Here is a 14,372-nt window from a genome sequence, read left to right as displayed (position 1 = left end):
CCTGGGCCCGCATGCCTGGAGCAGGGCGGACGCCACCCGTCCGACGCGGAAGGGCCGCCGAGCGGTAACTCGGCGGCCCCATGTGGAACATGAGCAGCCGCTTGGCTGGAGGCAGACCCTCGCGGAGATCGCTGGCAACGGTCCGCGCGGGTGCCGCATTTCCACACAGGGAGATCACCCATGCCCACTGCTTCCAGCGTATCGGCCGCCCCAGGCTCGTACGTCACCTCCATCGCCTCCACGCACGAGGAGATACGGGCCGCCCAGCGGCTGCGCTACCGCGTCTTCCGCGAAGAGAAGGGCGCCCGGCTGCGTACTCCGGTGCCCGGGCACGACGTGGACGCCTTCGACGACATCACGGACCACCTCGTCGTCACCGATGGGGCGACGGGCGAAATCGTCGGCACATACCGGCTGTTGCCCCCCGGGCGGAGCCGGCGCCTGTACTCGGACGGCGAGTTCGACCTGCGCGGGCTGCCCGTACAGGTGCGGTCCTCGATGGTCGAGGCGGGACGCGCCTGCGTGCATCCCGATCACCGTTCCGGCGCGGTCATCAGCGCCATGTGGGGCGGACTCGCCCGCTATCTGCTGCTGTCCGGGCACCGCTACCTGGCGGGCTGCGCGTCCGTACCGCTTGCCGACGGCGGCCAGTCCGCGGCCGACGCCTGGCTGCTCGGCACGACCAGGCACGCCGCTCCGCCCGAGCTGCGTGTGCACCCGCACGAGCCGTGGCTGCCGAACGGCACCCTTGCGGCGAACGCGAGTTACGCCGCCCTGCCGCCGCTGCTGCGCGGCTATCTGCGGGTCGGCGCCTGGATGTGCGGTGCACCCGCGCACGACAGGGACTTCGGTGACGCGGACTTCTTCGTACTGCTCGACATGGAGCGGATGAACGACCGCTACCGGCGCTACTTCCTGGGCGAGACCCGGTGAACGCCTGGGCCGCCGCCTCGCCTTGCACGCCGCCGCCGTCCGTGCCGCGCGGCGCGGCGGCCCGCTCGCCGGGGGGCACCGTGCTCCGCCGGTACGCGGCGCTCGCCGCCGCGGTATCCCGTGCCGTGGCCGCCGGAGAGCGGATCGCCGAGCCGCACGCGCTCCAGCGGCACGCCCGCGCCGTACTCGACGCGCTCGGCGTCGGCCTGGACGCCGAGGGTCCACTGCGGGTGCCGGGCACGGCCCCCGGAACGCTCGTCGTCGCCAACCACACCTCGTGGCTCGACGTCGTGGCACTGCTGGCGGTCGAACCGGTACCGCTGATCGCCAAGCTGGAGGTGGCGGCGTGGCCGGTGGTCGGCGAGCTGGCCCGCCGTACGGGCACCTGGTTCATCGACAGGGAGGCGTTCCGCGAACTTCCCTGTGTCGTACGGGACTTGGCGGCCCGCCTGCGGGACGGGGAGACCGTGGCGGTGTTCCCCCAGGCCACCACGTGGTGCACGGCGCCGGGTGGCCCGTTCCGCCGGGCCACCTTCCAGGCGGCGCTGGACGCGGGAGCGCCGGTGCGGCCAGTCGCGGTCGACTTCACGAGGGAGGGGACTTCCAGCACGGCCGCCGCCTACGTCGGGGGTGACACCTTCGCGTCCTCGCTGCGGCGGGTCGCCGCAACGGACGCGCTCACCACGCGGGTCCGGGTGTGCGCGCCGCTGTGGCCGTACGGGCACGACCGCCGCTCGCTCGCCGCGGCCGCGCACGGGGCGGTGACCGCGTCGTGCAGGGGGCGCACCGGGTTCCTGGCTCACGAGCCGGGGGTCCTCTGTTCGCAGTGAGGCATCCGCTTCCGGAGTGAACCCGCCCGCCACCGCGGCGAGTTCAGGCCGGGCGACGGGCTGGAGGGATGCAGGTGCACCGTACCGGCAGATGTGGATCACTTTGACGAAGGCGGCCAACTGCCGGTCGGGGCCTGGTTATCGTGCAAGTCTCATCCCGGTCCCCCGTGGGCGGACCGACGTTGGAAATGCACGTCCGAAGGAGCCACCGTGCTTGCAGCACACACAGCATCGCCGTTATCAGATCCGGGCATCGTTCCCGATCCGTATCCCGTCTACGGCCGTCTGGCGGAGCATGAGCCGGTTCACTGGTGCGAGGGCCTGAACGCCTGGGCGGTGATGCGGTATTGGGACTGCGCGGCCGCCCTGAAGGATTCCCGGCTCAAGGCCGAGCGAATGGAGGAGATCCTTCATGTGAAGTTCCCGGACCGGCCGCTGCCGCCGGACAGCATTTACCACCGGTTCACGAAGAACGTCATGATGTACACGGACCCTCCTCTCCACGATGCGCTGAGAAGGTCCACCCGGCCGGGATTCACCGGCGCCGCACATGAGCACTACAGCCGGGTCATCGAGCGCGTGGCGTACGAACTGGTCGACTCGATTCCCGGCGGAACGCCGGAGATCGACGCCGTTTCCGCGCTCGCCGCGAAACTCCCGGTGAATGCCGCGGTCCGCGCATTCGGGGTTCCGGAAGAGGACCTGGAGTTCGTGACACCTCGGGTGGACACCCTCATGACGTACTGGTCAGGCCCGCAAGCTCAGCCGGTGGAGCTCGATCTCCTGCTTGAGCACCTTACGGATCTGCACACGTACTCGCAGGAACTCCTCGAGGGAAGACGTGGCGCAGTCGTGCCGGGGACGGTGATCGCACGTCTCGCGGCCGGACAGGCGGACGGCGCCGAAGCGACGATGCAGCAGACCGTGCACCAACTCGTCCTGCTTTTCATCGCGCTCTTCGCCCCTACCACTCCCGGTTCCGCCAGCAGCGGAATGCTTTCGTTCGCGGAGAATCCGGCTCAGATCGAACGCTTCCTGGCCGACCGCGCGTGCGCGGACAACGTGGCCGACGAGGTCGTCCGCTACAACGCGTCGAATCAGTTCACATGGCGGGTCGCGTCGACGCCGGTCGAGATCAACGGCGTGAAGATCGAGGAAGGACAGAACCTGGCCCTTTTCCTCGGCGCCGCGAACCGCGATCCAAGCATGTTCGAGCGTCCTGACGCATTCGATCTCGACCGGCAGAACAGCGGCAAGCATCTCTCGTTCGGGCTCGGTGTGCACTCCTGCCTCGGCAGGCAGATCGCCGCCCTGGAAATCAAATGGTTCTTCGCCGCGCTGTTCGCACGCTTTCCGCGGATACGCCTGGCGGGCGAGCCCGAATGGAACTCCAACCTGGAGTTCCGGTCCCTGAAGGCGCTGCCGCTGAGCCTCAACTGACGAAACGTCCCTGCAAGTTGGCGCGAAGCGGCGCCGTCCGCCCCGTGGCCGTGACCTCCCCGCCCGTACGACACGGGCCGGGCGCGGGCCGCGGCCGGCTCAAGCCCTCCCACCTCACCTGCCGCCGCGCGAGCAGGGAGGCAAGGGAGGGCGACGTCTCATCGGCTGGGGCAGCTGCGCCAAGCAGACCGAGCAGGCGACCAACGCGTGCCTGGAGAAGAAGGACGTCGTCGGCTGGTCGGTGGAGTATCTGCCCGCCTCGGAACTGACGCCCGGTGACAACTCCTCCTGTTCGTATCTCCTGTTCGTACGGGCAGGAGGAGATGCCGTGACCGGCCACGCTGAGGCCGGCCGCTCGGGCTCACGCAACCGAAGGCTCGTCCGCCATGATGCGTTCCAGGGTGCGCAGGCCCATCCGGCCCATCGCCGGGTTGCTCTCCACGTAGTACCAGGCAACGCCCATCGCCTGCTCGAAGGCCCACGCCTTGCCGCGCTCCCACTCCAGCTCGTCGCACCCGAGGTCTGCGCGGAGCGCCTGCCTCGGGCCGGCCTCCAGCAGATGCCAGGCACCCACGAGATCCAACGCCGGGTCGGCCGGCCCCAGACCGCCGACGTCGATGACTCCGGCCAGACGCCCGTGGGAGACAAGGACGTTGCCTGGGATGAGGTCGCCGTGGGTCATCACGTCCTCCGAGACGCGCGGCAGCTCGCGCATGACCTTCCACATCCGGCGGAGCCGCGGAACGTCCACGTCCAGCAGCTGTTCGGTGTGCCCGAAGCAGATCCGCATCCACTCTTCGTGGTCACGCAGATCGCCGCCGCGCCCCTCTCCGCTGAACGAGCGCCCGCACGTACCGATCGAGCGCACACCGCGGACGAACTCGGCGACGTCGTGCGCGAACGCGACCGACTCGCCCGGGTCCTCGTCCGTGGCCGCAGCGCCGGGCAGCCAGGTCTGCACCGACCACGGCAGCGGGTAGCCCGCGCCCGGCTCACCCAGCGCTACCGGCTCGGGCGTGGGGAACGGCGTACGGCCTGCCAGCTCCCGGGCTGCCTCCGCCTCGGACTCCAGCGACCGACGTGCCGAGGCGCTGTCGTCCCCCCGCAGCGGGAACCGGGCCGCGAACCGGTCGCCGATGCGGAAGATGGCGTTGACCGTCCCCTGCGAAGCGACGCGGCGGACCGGCAGCCCCCGCCACTCGGGGAACTGACCGTCCACCAACTCCCGTACGGTCTCGGCCGGCACACTCAACTGGTCCGGATGCATGTCCACGCGGGAAGCGTCGCGGGCCCCGATCTTCGACCGCAACCGGTTATCGGGCGGCCTCGGGACCGAATGTGCCCTTCTCGGCGACGCCGAAGGCGGCGACCTTACGGACGGCGATGATCGCGACCGTCAGCAGGATGCTGCCCCACGAGAGATCGCCAGAGAGGCGGATCAGGCCGGCCGCCATGAGGAAGTCCAGCAGCAGCCGCAGGGCGCTACGGATCGTGCGCGTGGTCGCGTAGGCCGCCAGGAAGGACACGACGCCGGCGGCGGTGATCAGCAGCGCGGATGCCTCGATCGCAGCGTTCACCCGACGGCGCCTTGCGCCCGCCCGGACCCGGCTCCTGCGTCCTGCTGTGGTTCTCCTTCCGCCTCGCGTTCGATCTCGGCACGCTCATGGGCGATCTCACGGCCCAGGAAGTAGTTGAGCGCCGTCCGGATGGCTGCGATCGCGGCGAGCTGTCCGATCTCGGTGAAGCTGGGCGCCACGGCGGTACGCAGCACATCGCCCGCCAGCTGGAATTCGAGCCCCAGCACGAGAAACCTGCCCAGTCTCAGCCGGATCCGGTTGAAGCCCTTCGTGTGTCCCCTGCCACGCACCACGGCCGCGATGAAGCGGGCGAACGCCCAGCCCGCCCCCACAAAGATGATCAACGCGCCTGCGGTCTCCACCAGACGTACGAGGACGCCGATCGCCTCACGCAAACCCGACTCCGGCAAGACCTCCCACGACAGGAACATGCCTGGCGGATACCCGCCCACCGGAGCCCGGTCCACCAAGCGCCTGCCAGGCCCTTCCAATGGCAGACACCCGGCTCCCATGACACCGGCCTCGGATCAGTGGCTGGTGGCTCCGTTCCAGTCGACGAGCTGGACGATGACCCCGTTCGGGTCGGTGACCTGGAAGGCGCGCTCTCCCCAGGGCTCCTCGCGCAGCGGCATCGTGATGGCGACTCCCTCGGCGGTCAGGCGGGCAAGTTCGGCCTCCAGGTCGTCGACGACGAAGGCGAGGATCACACCGTCGGCGTGGTCGTCGCGCTGGTCCTCAGGGAGCGAGGCCAGACCGCGCCGCAGATAGACGACGTTCATGCCGGCATCGGCGCGGGTCAGTGACGCGAAGCCGTCGGCGGCCATCTCCTCATGGAATCCGAAATGGCCGGTGAGGAAGGCGCTGGACGCCGCCACATCGTCGACGTTCAGGGATACGGCGCAAGCGGTGATCGGCACAAGCACTCCTTGACCAGAGGCAGCCACTACTACTTCGTACAATGTACAGCGTACACGGTACGGGAATATCTCATGGGTGAGGATGTCCATGTGGCTATCGACAGAAGCGGTGCCGGCGCTCCGGCCCGAACCCTGCAGCTGCTGTGGCGCGTTCCTGCCGACGCCCCGCGACGCGGCCCGCAGCAGCGGCTGAGCATCGATGCGGTCGTCGCGGTCGCGATGCGCCTGGCGGACGAGGAGGGGCTGGACGCGCTGACCATGCGCCGTGTCGCGCAACAGCTGGGGGTAGCGCCGATGACGCTGTACACCTACGTGCCGGGCAAGGCCGAGCTACTGGACCTCATGCTGGATGCCGCCTACTCCCAGATGCCCCGGACCGACACCTCCGGCCGGCCATGGCGGGCCCGGCTGTCCTCCGTGGCCGAAGAGAACAAGGCGCTCTTCGAGACGCACCCGTGGACCCCGGCGATCTCCACCGGCCGGCCGCCGCTGGGGCCGGGGATGATGGCCAAGTACGAGCACGAACTGTCGGCGCTGGAAGGACGCGGCCTCGACGATGTCGAGATGGACGCTGCGTTGACTTACCTGCTCACATTCGTTCGTGCGTACGCCCGCTCCACGGCGGAGGCCCACGCAACCCAGCAGGAGAGCAAGATGGACGACGAGCAGTGGTGGGCCGCCAACGCTCCCTTGCTCGAAAAGGTCCTCGATCCGCGTGCCTACCCCATCGCCGTCCGCGTGGGCACGGCAGCGGGCACCGCCCACGGCGCCGCCTACAGCCCCGAGCATGCCTACGAGTTCGGGCTCGGCCGCGTCCTCGACGGGTTGGCCGTCCTGATCGACAGCCGCAGCGACGGGACCAACACCAAGTCACAGCAGTAGGCCCTCGGCTACTGGCTGTCACACCCAATCCGCAGGTGACCTCAGACTTGCCATTCCTATCGATAATCAATAGATTCCTATTGCTATTCGACCAAGGGAGCGACGATGGGGAAGCTGACAGTGCTTGCGCTGCGCGCCGTGATGGTGGCGCTGCTCGCCGGATCGCTGTTCGTCCAGACGATGATGGTGGCGATGCTGGCGGGCGCCATGGAGGAGAGCGTTCTTGCGGACCACCACCGCACTCCCGTCCTCGTGATCACGGTCCTGCTCGTCGTCACGGTCCAGGTCGTCCTGTTCGGCGTGTGGCGGCTGGTGACGATGGTGCGGCGCGGAACCGTCTTCTCCCACGCCGCGTTCCGCTACGTCCACCTCGTGATCGGGGCGTTCGTGGCGGCCGCGCTCCTGGTGTTCGCGCTCGGAGTGGTCCTGGCGCCGGGCGAGGCCGTGCCCCCGGGTGTCGTGGCCCTGCTGGGCGGGGTTTCCCTGGCGGTCTTCGGGGTCGCGCTCATCGTGCTCGTGCTGCGGATGCTGCTCGCGCAGGCCCTCGCACGCGACGTCGAAGCATCGCGGCTCGGGGCCGAGCTGGCAGAGGTGATCTGATGCCGATCGCCGTCGACATCGACGTGATGCTGGCGAAGCGGAAGATGTCCGTGGGCGAACTGGCGGACCGGGTGGGGATCACACCCGCCAACCTGGCAGTGCTCAAGAACGGCCGCGCCAAGGCGGTGCGCTTCACCACGCTCGCCGCGCTCTGCGAGGTGCTCGAGTGTCAGCCCGGAGACCTGCTGCGCTGGGAGCCCGAGGACCTCGGGGACGGGCACCGGGCCGCGCCCGAATCCGGAGAATCCGTCCCAGCTGGATCCTCGCCGCGGTGACCGCAGCCGGCCGGTGCCTGCCGTGCACCGATGACGGACCCCACAAGGAACAGGGCACACCATGACGACAGCCGACCTCTCCTACCGTCTCAGGGCCGCGGACAGCACCGACGTACTGGTGGTCGGGGCCGGCCTGGCCGGATTGAACACCGCCACGCTCCTCGCCCGACAAGGCCACGACGTGCTCCTGGTCGAACGCCGGACCGATCTCGCAACCGCGATCCGCACCACAGGAATCTTCGTACGGAAGACACTCGACGACTTCCCACTGCCCCCCGACTGCCTCGGACCACCGATCCGGCGCGTGGTCCTCTACCCCCCTGGCCTGCGCCGCCCGGTCAGCCTCACCAGCCCCCGCGACGAGTACCGGGTGGGCGACATGGCGCCGCTCTACGAAGCGTCGGCAGCCGCCGCGGCCGCCGCCGGCGTACGCATGACACTGGGCACGCGCTACGCCGGCCGACAGGGCGACACCTTCCACCTGGCTGGTCGCGACAAGCCGACCCTGGTCCGGGCCCGCTTCGTCGTCGGCGCGGACGGAGCCCGCTCAAGAGTCGCCCGTGACCTCGCTCTCGACCGTAACCACCACATGATCGTCGGCGCGGAAGAGGTCTTCGAACTGCCCGGAAGCGACGAGCCACCGACCTTCCACTGCGTACTCGACCCCTCGCTGGCCCCCGGATACCTGGCCTGGGTGGTCAACGACGGGCAGCACGCCCATGTCGGCGTCGCGGGCTATGCCGACCGCTATCCAGCCGGTCTTCGCCGGGCCGTGGAGCGGTTCAGCGCCTCAGCGCCCGGGCTGACCGGTGTCGAACGTCCAGAAGCGGTGGAGCGGCGCGGAGGCCCCATACCCGTCGGCGGCCTGCTGCGCCGGATCAGCTGCGCCGACGGGCTTCTCGTGGGGGACGCGGCAGGCGCGGTCTCCCCACTCACCGCCGGCGGCCTGGACCCGTGCCTGCGGCAGTCGGAACTCGCGGCAGACGTGCTCAACGACGCGCTGCGCACCGGGAAATCAGACTCGATGACCAACTACGACGGAGCCGCACTCCGCACCCAGTTCCGCGGACGACTCATGCTGCGCCGCGGATTGGCCCAGGTACGGACGCCGGCCACAGCGGCAGCGGCGTTCACCCTGCTACGCACACCGTTCGGCCGGGCCGCAGCGAGCCGAGTCCTCTTCGGCGACAGGTCCTTCCCCGACCCCACACCCAGGTGAACTCACCACGGGCCGTTCCAAGACCGGTCCGCTTGTGGGGTGATGGGCCGCGTGCCGGCATGCGGAGCAGTTCGCCGCCGGCTCATGGGTCGCCCAGCCGTAGACATGACCGTGCGGGCCCAAGTCGCGTGCGGGCCCAAGTCGCGTAGCTGGAGCGGTACTTGACGGGCGGACATGTCGCAGGAGACATCGGGGGCGGCATCTACGCCACCGGGGCACGGTCATCCTCAACGGGGTCCCGGATGTGATCGAAGCCGCCCGCGGCAAACCGACAGCCGGGGAGCGCACTCAGGACCGGAGCCGGGTGTCCGAGATGGGGGACCATCCCCGCGGGCGCGGGGAGGACAGCTCCCCAGATACGCCCTTGTCCCGCTTCCTCGAACACAGATGTGGCCAGCTGAGCTACACGTCCGGCCCATCGGCCAACGCCGCTGCCTCGTCCTGCCGGGCCCGGGCTTCCTCATGCCGCCCCAGCTTCGCCAGTACGGTTCCGAGACGATTCAGCACCGTGGCGAGGTGGGGGCGGAAGCGGTCCGGCTCGGCTCGGGTCAACTCCCGGAAGATCTCCACGGCTTCGCGGGCGGGGGCGAGGGCGTCCTTAGTACGGCCAAGATCCGACAGTCCACTGGCCAGATCGCTCAGGCACCCGCCCAGAGCATCGGCGTTCTCCGGGTTGGCCGCCGCCGACTCGCGCAAAATGTCCGCAGCTTCCCGTATCACCGCTACACCGTCGGCTTTACGCCCCTGCGCCATCAGCAACTTCATGAGGCTGTGCAACGCATCCATCAGCTTCTGCTGAAAGCGTTCTGGCTCTTCCGCGGCCAACTCCCGGTAGACGTCAGCAGCCTCCTGGGCGGGCGCCACGGCCTCCTCCGAGCGCTCCCTCATCCTCAGGGATCCGCTGAGCATGACCAGCGACGCAGCGAGGTGTGGGCGTTCCTGCGGTGCGTCCTCGACCAGTCCCCGGTAGATCCGTACAGCTAGCCGAGCGCTCTCCTCGGCCTTTTCGAAGTTCTCGCTTCCGAGGGCGGCGAGGCCGAGGATATAGGCCGGCCGTCCGAGGCGCTGAAGATCGTATTCCGGGTCGGCTTCCGTCAGCTCCTTGTGAAAGTCAACGGCTTCCTGAGCGGGCGCCACCGCCTCCTCGAAGCGCCCCGATCCCGTGAGCGCGACGCCGAGGGTCTCAAGTGACGCTGCGAGGAGTGCGCCGTTCTCTGATGCGGATTCAGCCAGCTTTCGATGGAGAGTCACCGCTTCCTGGGCAGGCGCCACAGCCTCCCCCTTCCGCCCCAACTCCGACAGCGCATTGCCGACGGCATGCAGAGATTCCGCGAGACTGCGCTCGTGTATTTCTGGTTCGACTTCGGCCAGTTGGCGAAAGAGATGCACGGCTTCTTCGACTATTTCCAAAGCTTCGTCATAGCGATCCAGCGTGGTGAGATGGATGCCGCCGAGGATGTACAGGGATCCGGCAAGAGCAGAACGGGACTCCGCATCTCCGGTCCGATACGACTCCCGATAGACGTCGACGGCCTCCTGGGCGGACGCCACCGCTTCCTCAAAGCGGTCCAGTCCGAACAGGGCGAGGCTGCGATTCTTCAACACCGCGGCGAGGTGCGGGAGTTCCTCCGGCGCATCGTCGACCAGTCCTCGGTATATGTTCATGGCAACCTCAGCGCACGCTTCGGCACTCTCGAAGCGCCCTAGGGCTGTTGAGGCGGTGCCTAGACTCTCAGCCGATTTGGCGAGTCTTCGGAGGTCGTAATCCGGCACAAGCTCGCCCAGTTCCCTGTCGATGATGACGGCTTCCTGGGCTGCTTCTGCTGCCTCCTCGAAGCGTCCCACCTTCGTCATTACAGAGCTGAGGGATTTCAGTGAGTCGGCGAGCGTGGGGTGATGCTCTCCAAGTTCGGCCTCTGCCACCTGCCGGTGGAGCGCGACGGCTTCCTGAGCAGGTGCCACGGCTTCCTCGAAGCGCCCCGCTCTCGTCAGTACGGTGCAGAGGGCACGCAGCGAGTCGGCGAGGGTGGAGCGGTGCTTGTCTGCTTCGGCCCCGGTCGATCTGCCAAGGATCGCGACGGCCTCTTTCATACGTGCCACTGCTTCCTCGGTACGCCCCACTGCCGCCAAGTCGACACCGAGGTTCCTCAAGGCTCCGGCGAAAGCAGGAAGGAACTCAGCTGATGCCGCTTCTGTCAGACCGTGGAAGAGCGCAACAGCTTGCTCAGCAGTCTCCAGAGCTTCCTCGTGGCGTCCCAGTTCCGCCAGATGAGCGCCACGGTTGCTGAGCAGGTTGGCGAGCAGCGGGCGGTACTTCTCCGGGTCGGTCTCAGCCAGTTGACGGTAGAGATCCACAGCCTCTTCGGTTGCTGCCAAGCCTTCTTCGACGCGCCCCAGTGCCGACAGATGCATCCCGCCGAGGCCGTTCAGCGACTGCGCGAGAGCCGCGCGGGAGTCCGCGGATCCGGTCCTGGCAAGTTCCCGGCGAATGCCGACAGCTTCCTGGGCGGACACCGCGCCCTCCTCCAAGAAGCCGACGCGGCGGCGCCGCAGCGCCAGATTCTCCAGCTTGGAGGCTCGCTCCGCCCGCGTAAGGCTCTCGGAATCGTCGAGCGTGCGTTCCGCCACGACGAGGCCCGCTCGCGCCAGTGCGGCGGATTCATATGGGAGGGCACCAGAGATGCGGTCGAGCACCTCGGGCGGGGCATCGGTCTCGGACAGAACGTCGGCCAAGATCTCGCCGAGCGCGCCGGCAGTTTCGATCACGACTGTGATCGCGGGTTGGTACAGGTCGGCGAGCCGGCGAAGCAGCCAGTTCTTCAAGAGGGCGGCGGCGTGGGGGTGGTGGGCGGCGGCACGGGTGAGCACGGTCAGAGCACGAAGGGCCTGGGCGGGGTCGACATGATCACGGAGCGCGTCGGCCAGTTCGGGGGCGCGGTGGAGGTGCGTGGTGATGTGGCGCTCTGCCAGCAGGTCCGGCTGGAGGCCTCCGGTACTGCCCGTCGCCGGCCCGGGATAGAGGTGACTGAGCCAGCGTGCGGTCTTGCGCCGCAGGCTGCCATGGACCTCCGAACCGAGCCCGGGGACGGTTCGCAGCAGCTCCGCGGCATTGTGCTCGTCATCAGCGCCCAGCAGACTCACGACGGCGATACACCGCTGTATCTCGACAGTTCCCAGCCCTTGCGGTCCCGTGAGGTCGGCGATCCGCGCACTGTCGTACCAATAGCGCGTCTCGTGCCTCAGCAGCTCGTCCAGTAGGGCTTCATCGATGCCTACATCGACGGCCACTCGCGACGCGGTGGAGTCGTCCTCTTCCTCAGTGCGCAGAAGGGCGACGAGGGCCGCTGCGTGCAACACCAGCATCGGCACCGAGGGCCCGCCGCCCTGCACATTCACGTCGACAACCTCTGCCGGACCAAGGTTCAGATATTGGGCGAACTGTGGCACGGCCTTGGCGACCAGCTCAAAAGCGCTCAACTCGGCGCCCGGGTCTGTCTCCAGGGAGAGGGTCAGCGCGCGAGCGACCGTGCGTCCGACCGTCGGGGTGGCGGCCCCCAGCCGCTCCCACCATTCGCCCTCGCCCCGCGCCAGCATCAACACGCGCAGCCTCGATGTGCTGTTGCTCGCTGCCGCGGAAGCCAGCAGTTCCCGCAGTTGGGAACGGGTCTCGGCGTAGTCCACGATCAGCAGGACCGGGCCCCGCAACGCCGTTTCCACAGCCGCCACCACCGTGGCCTCATCACCCTTGCCCACCCACGGGCAGGTCCAGCCCCGTTCGTGCAGCTGCTCGGCCAGACGCATCGCCAGACGTGTCTTGCCCACGCCGCCCGGGCCCGTCACCAACGCCAGCCGAACTCCGGCGGCGTCGTCGTCGCACCATGTGTGCAGGCGCCGCAACTCCGCAGAGCGTCCCACGAAGTCCACCACACTATTGGCGGGGTTCAGGGCGCCGATCACGTCGCCCGCGACACTGTCCGTCGGGCGCTCGTCTACCACCGGATCCGATACGGCGTTCAACTGTTCGCTCGCAGCCCGCCGTTCGCCGCGTCGCGCGTACACGTGACCGAAGAGAGCGGGAACGGCGAAGCCCGCGCCGCCCGCGATCGCACCTCCCCACACGCCTGCGATCCACTCACCGACAGCGCTGCCCACCGCGGCCAGCACCGCTGCAAGCGCTCCGACGAGCATCCACCTTCTTCCCTCACGCATTCCCCCAGCATCCACGCACCCGTGCGTCACTGACAGGCCGTCATGCAAACAGACCTTCGGCGTCCTGAGTCGACCCGGTGCCTGGTGACGTCCCGTACCACTGAGCGAACGGCTCGCCCCTGACGCACAGAAAGCAGACGACGAGGGAGGCTGCCGATCATGGAAGTGCGGTTCACCGCCATACGCACGTCGAGCCCGATGCCGCCCTGGAGCGCAGGTTCCAGCAAGTCCTGGTGGGGGAGCAATCGGTGTCTTCGAAGATGCCGCATCCGCTTCCGGGGCCTGCAGTGGCAGTCGTCCTGCCAAGGCTGCCATCGGAACGGACTTCGTGGTCGAGGAAACCGGACGGCAGAGAGCAACGCCGCCACTCGTCTACTCGCTTACAACCGCAACACCGGTGAGTGGCTCGGCGCCTTCGTCGATACCGAGATCCCTGTGCAGCTCCGCGAAGAAGCACTGTCCTCGCTGGCAGCGTCCAAGGGAATCCACTTAAGTGACATCGAACTTCGGGACCCGCCGGAGATCGAGATTCCAGACCAGCCCTGATCCACGGTGCGGTGCGCCGTCCCACGGAAGGCGCATCGCGGCTCTGCCGTGGTTCGGGGCGGCTTTCTTCGATCTTCACCTGATGAGGACGTCGATGGTTTTTCCGCCTTGCGGTTCACGACGCACTGTGACCTCGTGAGCGAGGTGGCGCACCAAAGGCCAGCCAAAGCCGCCGGGGCGCTCAAGGTCCGGGTCTGTACGAGTGAACTGTGAGTGAGGAAGGACCGGACTGGGGTCGGTCACCTGAATGTGCAGGTTTCCCGCTGACCCGCTCAGCCGGAAGCCGCTGAGCCCGCCCGCGTGCCGGTACGCGTTGGTCACCAACTCGGATACCACGATGAGCACGTTGTCGACGGTCTCCGGAGTGGCTGGAGGGCTCAGAGCGGAGAGGTAACCGCGAACGATGTTGCGCGCCTGACCACTGCTTCGGGGATACATGCTGGAAACGGGACGCTGGTGAGGTTCCGCGCTGAGCTCATCAATCATCACGCTCACCTCAGGCTCGTTGGTGGACAGTTCGTGCACATGCTTGTGCCCTCGCCACGACCGGACTAACGCACGGATTCTGCAACTCTCGATTCCGCACACTGCTGCACAAGAAGACGACTGCCGGCACCATCCGGCGCGGCTGACAGTCATCGGAATCGCCCAGAGGACGGGGCGTCACGCCGGCAGCACGAACGCCTGCTTTGCCGCAGGCCAGGGAACGTATCAGCGCGCAACTGACACCGGCCCGTGCGTGTTTGACCGTGCGGCGGGAAAGCGGAAGTGCCTCGGGAGGTGCTTCCACATGACGGCAGACTCGATGCCCCTCCGGTGCACGACCTGCAACGGTTCCGGTGACGGCCAGACCGTCATGAACGGCCGCGGCAGCTACGTCGAGGCGTGCCGGCTGTGCAAGGGGTCGGGACGAATGACCAGAGGCGGCAAGCCCACCGGCGACT

13 protein-coding genes are annotated in these 14,372 nt (G+C 68.2%); 7 read left to right on the top strand and 6 right to left on the bottom strand.

Going from position 1 to position 14,372, the window contains the following annotated elements; translation table 11 throughout:
- Positions 1-180 precede the first annotated feature (180 nt).
- The 3 genes from ACSMXX_RS17945 to txtE all read left to right on the top strand — a co-directional run bounded on the left by ACSMXX_RS17945 (position 181) and on the right by txtE (position 3,203).
- Entirely contained in the window at positions 181-933 is a 753-nt protein-coding gene (locus ACSMXX_RS17945) for a GNAT family N-acetyltransferase (RefSeq protein WP_473179706.1), read from the top strand.
- Between the two features lie 80 nt (positions 934-1,013).
- Complete coding sequence (locus ACSMXX_RS17940; RefSeq protein ID WP_473179705.1) at positions 1,014-1,763, top strand: lysophospholipid acyltransferase family protein; 750 nt, start codon at positions 1,014-1,016, stop codon at positions 1,761-1,763.
- 210 nt (positions 1,764-1,973) lie between these two features.
- The gene (txtE, locus tag ACSMXX_RS17935) at positions 1,974-3,203 is read left to right on the top strand and encodes a 4-nitrotryptophan synthase (protein ID WP_473179704.1); all 1,230 of its coding nucleotides are present in this window, start codon (positions 1,974-1,976) and stop codon (positions 3,201-3,203) included.
- A 361-nt stretch (positions 3,204-3,564) separates the two neighbouring features.
- On the opposite strand, the gene ACSMXX_RS17930 is transcribed toward txtE, so the two are convergent.
- The 4 genes from ACSMXX_RS17930 to ACSMXX_RS17915 all read right to left on the bottom strand — a co-directional run bounded on the left by ACSMXX_RS17930 (position 3,565) and on the right by ACSMXX_RS17915 (position 5,697).
- Positions 3,565-4,476 carry an aminoglycoside phosphotransferase family protein gene (locus ACSMXX_RS17930; protein ID WP_473179703.1) on the bottom strand — a complete coding sequence of 304 codons (912 nt, stop codon included), beginning with the start codon at positions 4,474-4,476 and terminating at the stop codon, positions 3,565-3,567.
- A gap of 40 nt (positions 4,477-4,516) precedes the next feature.
- On the bottom strand, positions 4,517-4,780 hold the full coding sequence (locus ACSMXX_RS17925) for a hypothetical protein (RefSeq protein ID WP_473179702.1): 264 nt from the start codon (positions 4,778-4,780) through the stop codon (positions 4,517-4,519).
- Positions 4,777-5,211, bottom strand: coding sequence for a DUF1622 domain-containing protein (locus ACSMXX_RS17920; protein ID WP_473179701.1), 435 nt, complete (start codon positions 5,209-5,211; stop codon positions 4,777-4,779). Before ACSMXX_RS17920 ends, ACSMXX_RS17925 begins: the two co-directional genes overlap by 4 nt.
- 96 nt (positions 5,212-5,307) lie before the next feature.
- The gene (locus ACSMXX_RS17915; protein ID WP_473179700.1) at positions 5,308-5,697 is read right to left on the bottom strand and encodes a VOC family protein; all 390 of its coding nucleotides are present in this window, start codon (positions 5,695-5,697) and stop codon (positions 5,308-5,310) included.
- Between the two features lie 90 nt (positions 5,698-5,787).
- Here ACSMXX_RS17915 and ACSMXX_RS17910 point away from each other — a divergent pair, with 90 nt between their 5' ends.
- The 4 genes from ACSMXX_RS17910 (at position 5,788) to ACSMXX_RS17895 (ending at position 8,673) form a co-directional block, all read left to right on the top strand.
- Complete coding sequence (locus tag ACSMXX_RS17910; protein ID WP_473179699.1) at positions 5,788-6,579, top strand: TetR/AcrR family transcriptional regulator; 792 nt, start codon at positions 5,788-5,790, stop codon at positions 6,577-6,579.
- 105 nt (positions 6,580-6,684) lie between these two features.
- The gene (locus tag ACSMXX_RS17905; RefSeq protein WP_473179698.1) at positions 6,685-7,179 is read left to right on the top strand and encodes a DUF2975 domain-containing protein; all 495 of its coding nucleotides are present in this window, start codon (positions 6,685-6,687) and stop codon (positions 7,177-7,179) included.
- Complete coding sequence (locus tag ACSMXX_RS17900; RefSeq protein WP_473179697.1) at positions 7,179-7,454, top strand: helix-turn-helix domain-containing protein; 276 nt, start codon at positions 7,179-7,181, stop codon at positions 7,452-7,454. Before ACSMXX_RS17905 ends, ACSMXX_RS17900 begins: the two co-directional genes overlap by 1 nt.
- Before the next feature lie 61 nt (positions 7,455-7,515).
- Positions 7,516-8,673 carry an FAD-dependent oxidoreductase gene (locus ACSMXX_RS17895; protein WP_473179696.1) on the top strand — a complete coding sequence of 386 codons (1,158 nt, stop codon included), beginning with the start codon at positions 7,516-7,518 and terminating at the stop codon, positions 8,671-8,673.
- Positions 8,674-9,075: 402 nt separating this feature from the next.
- On the opposite strand, the gene ACSMXX_RS17890 is transcribed toward ACSMXX_RS17895, so the two are convergent.
- Together ACSMXX_RS17890 and ACSMXX_RS17885 are read right to left on the bottom strand one after the other, a co-directional pair.
- Positions 9,076-12,861, bottom strand: a complete 3,786-nt coding sequence (locus ACSMXX_RS17890) for a tetratricopeptide repeat protein (protein ID WP_473179695.1) — start codon at positions 12,859-12,861, stop codon at positions 9,076-9,078.
- 642 nt (positions 12,862-13,503) lie between these two features.
- Positions 13,504-13,914 carry an ATP-binding protein gene (locus tag ACSMXX_RS17885; protein ID WP_473179694.1) on the bottom strand — a complete coding sequence of 137 codons (411 nt, stop codon included), beginning with the start codon at positions 13,912-13,914 and terminating at the stop codon, positions 13,504-13,506.
- Positions 13,915-14,372 lie beyond the last annotated feature (458 nt).

Source organism: Streptomyces sp. DSM 116795, from assembly GCF_055792905.1.
This window is presented reverse-complemented; position numbering and strand designations above follow the sequence as displayed.

Excerpts from the sequence above, each read along its gene's own strand:
- ACSMXX_RS17945 (WP_473179706.1), top strand. The coding sequence starts at position 181 with ATGCCCACTGCTTCCAGCGTATCGGCCGCCCCAGGCTCGTACGTCACC.
- ACSMXX_RS17920 (WP_473179701.1), bottom strand. The coding sequence starts at position 5,211 with ATGTTCCTGTCGTGGGAGGTCTTGCCGGAGTCGGGTTTGCGTGAGGCG.
- ACSMXX_RS17905 (WP_473179698.1), top strand. The coding sequence starts at position 6,685 with ATGGGGAAGCTGACAGTGCTTGCGCTGCGCGCCGTGATGGTGGCGCTG.
- ACSMXX_RS17900 (WP_473179697.1), top strand. The coding sequence starts at position 7,179 with ATGCCGATCGCCGTCGACATCGACGTGATGCTGGCGAAGCGGAAGATG.
- ACSMXX_RS17895 (WP_473179696.1), top strand. The coding sequence starts at position 7,516 with ATGACGACAGCCGACCTCTCCTACCGTCTCAGGGCCGCGGACAGCACC.
- ACSMXX_RS17890 (WP_473179695.1), bottom strand. The coding sequence starts at position 12,861 with ATGCTCGTCGGAGCGCTTGCAGCGGTGCTGGCCGCGGTGGGCAGCGCT.
- ACSMXX_RS17885 (WP_473179694.1), bottom strand. The coding sequence starts at position 13,914 with ATGATTGATGAGCTCAGCGCGGAACCTCACCAGCGTCCCGTTTCCAGC.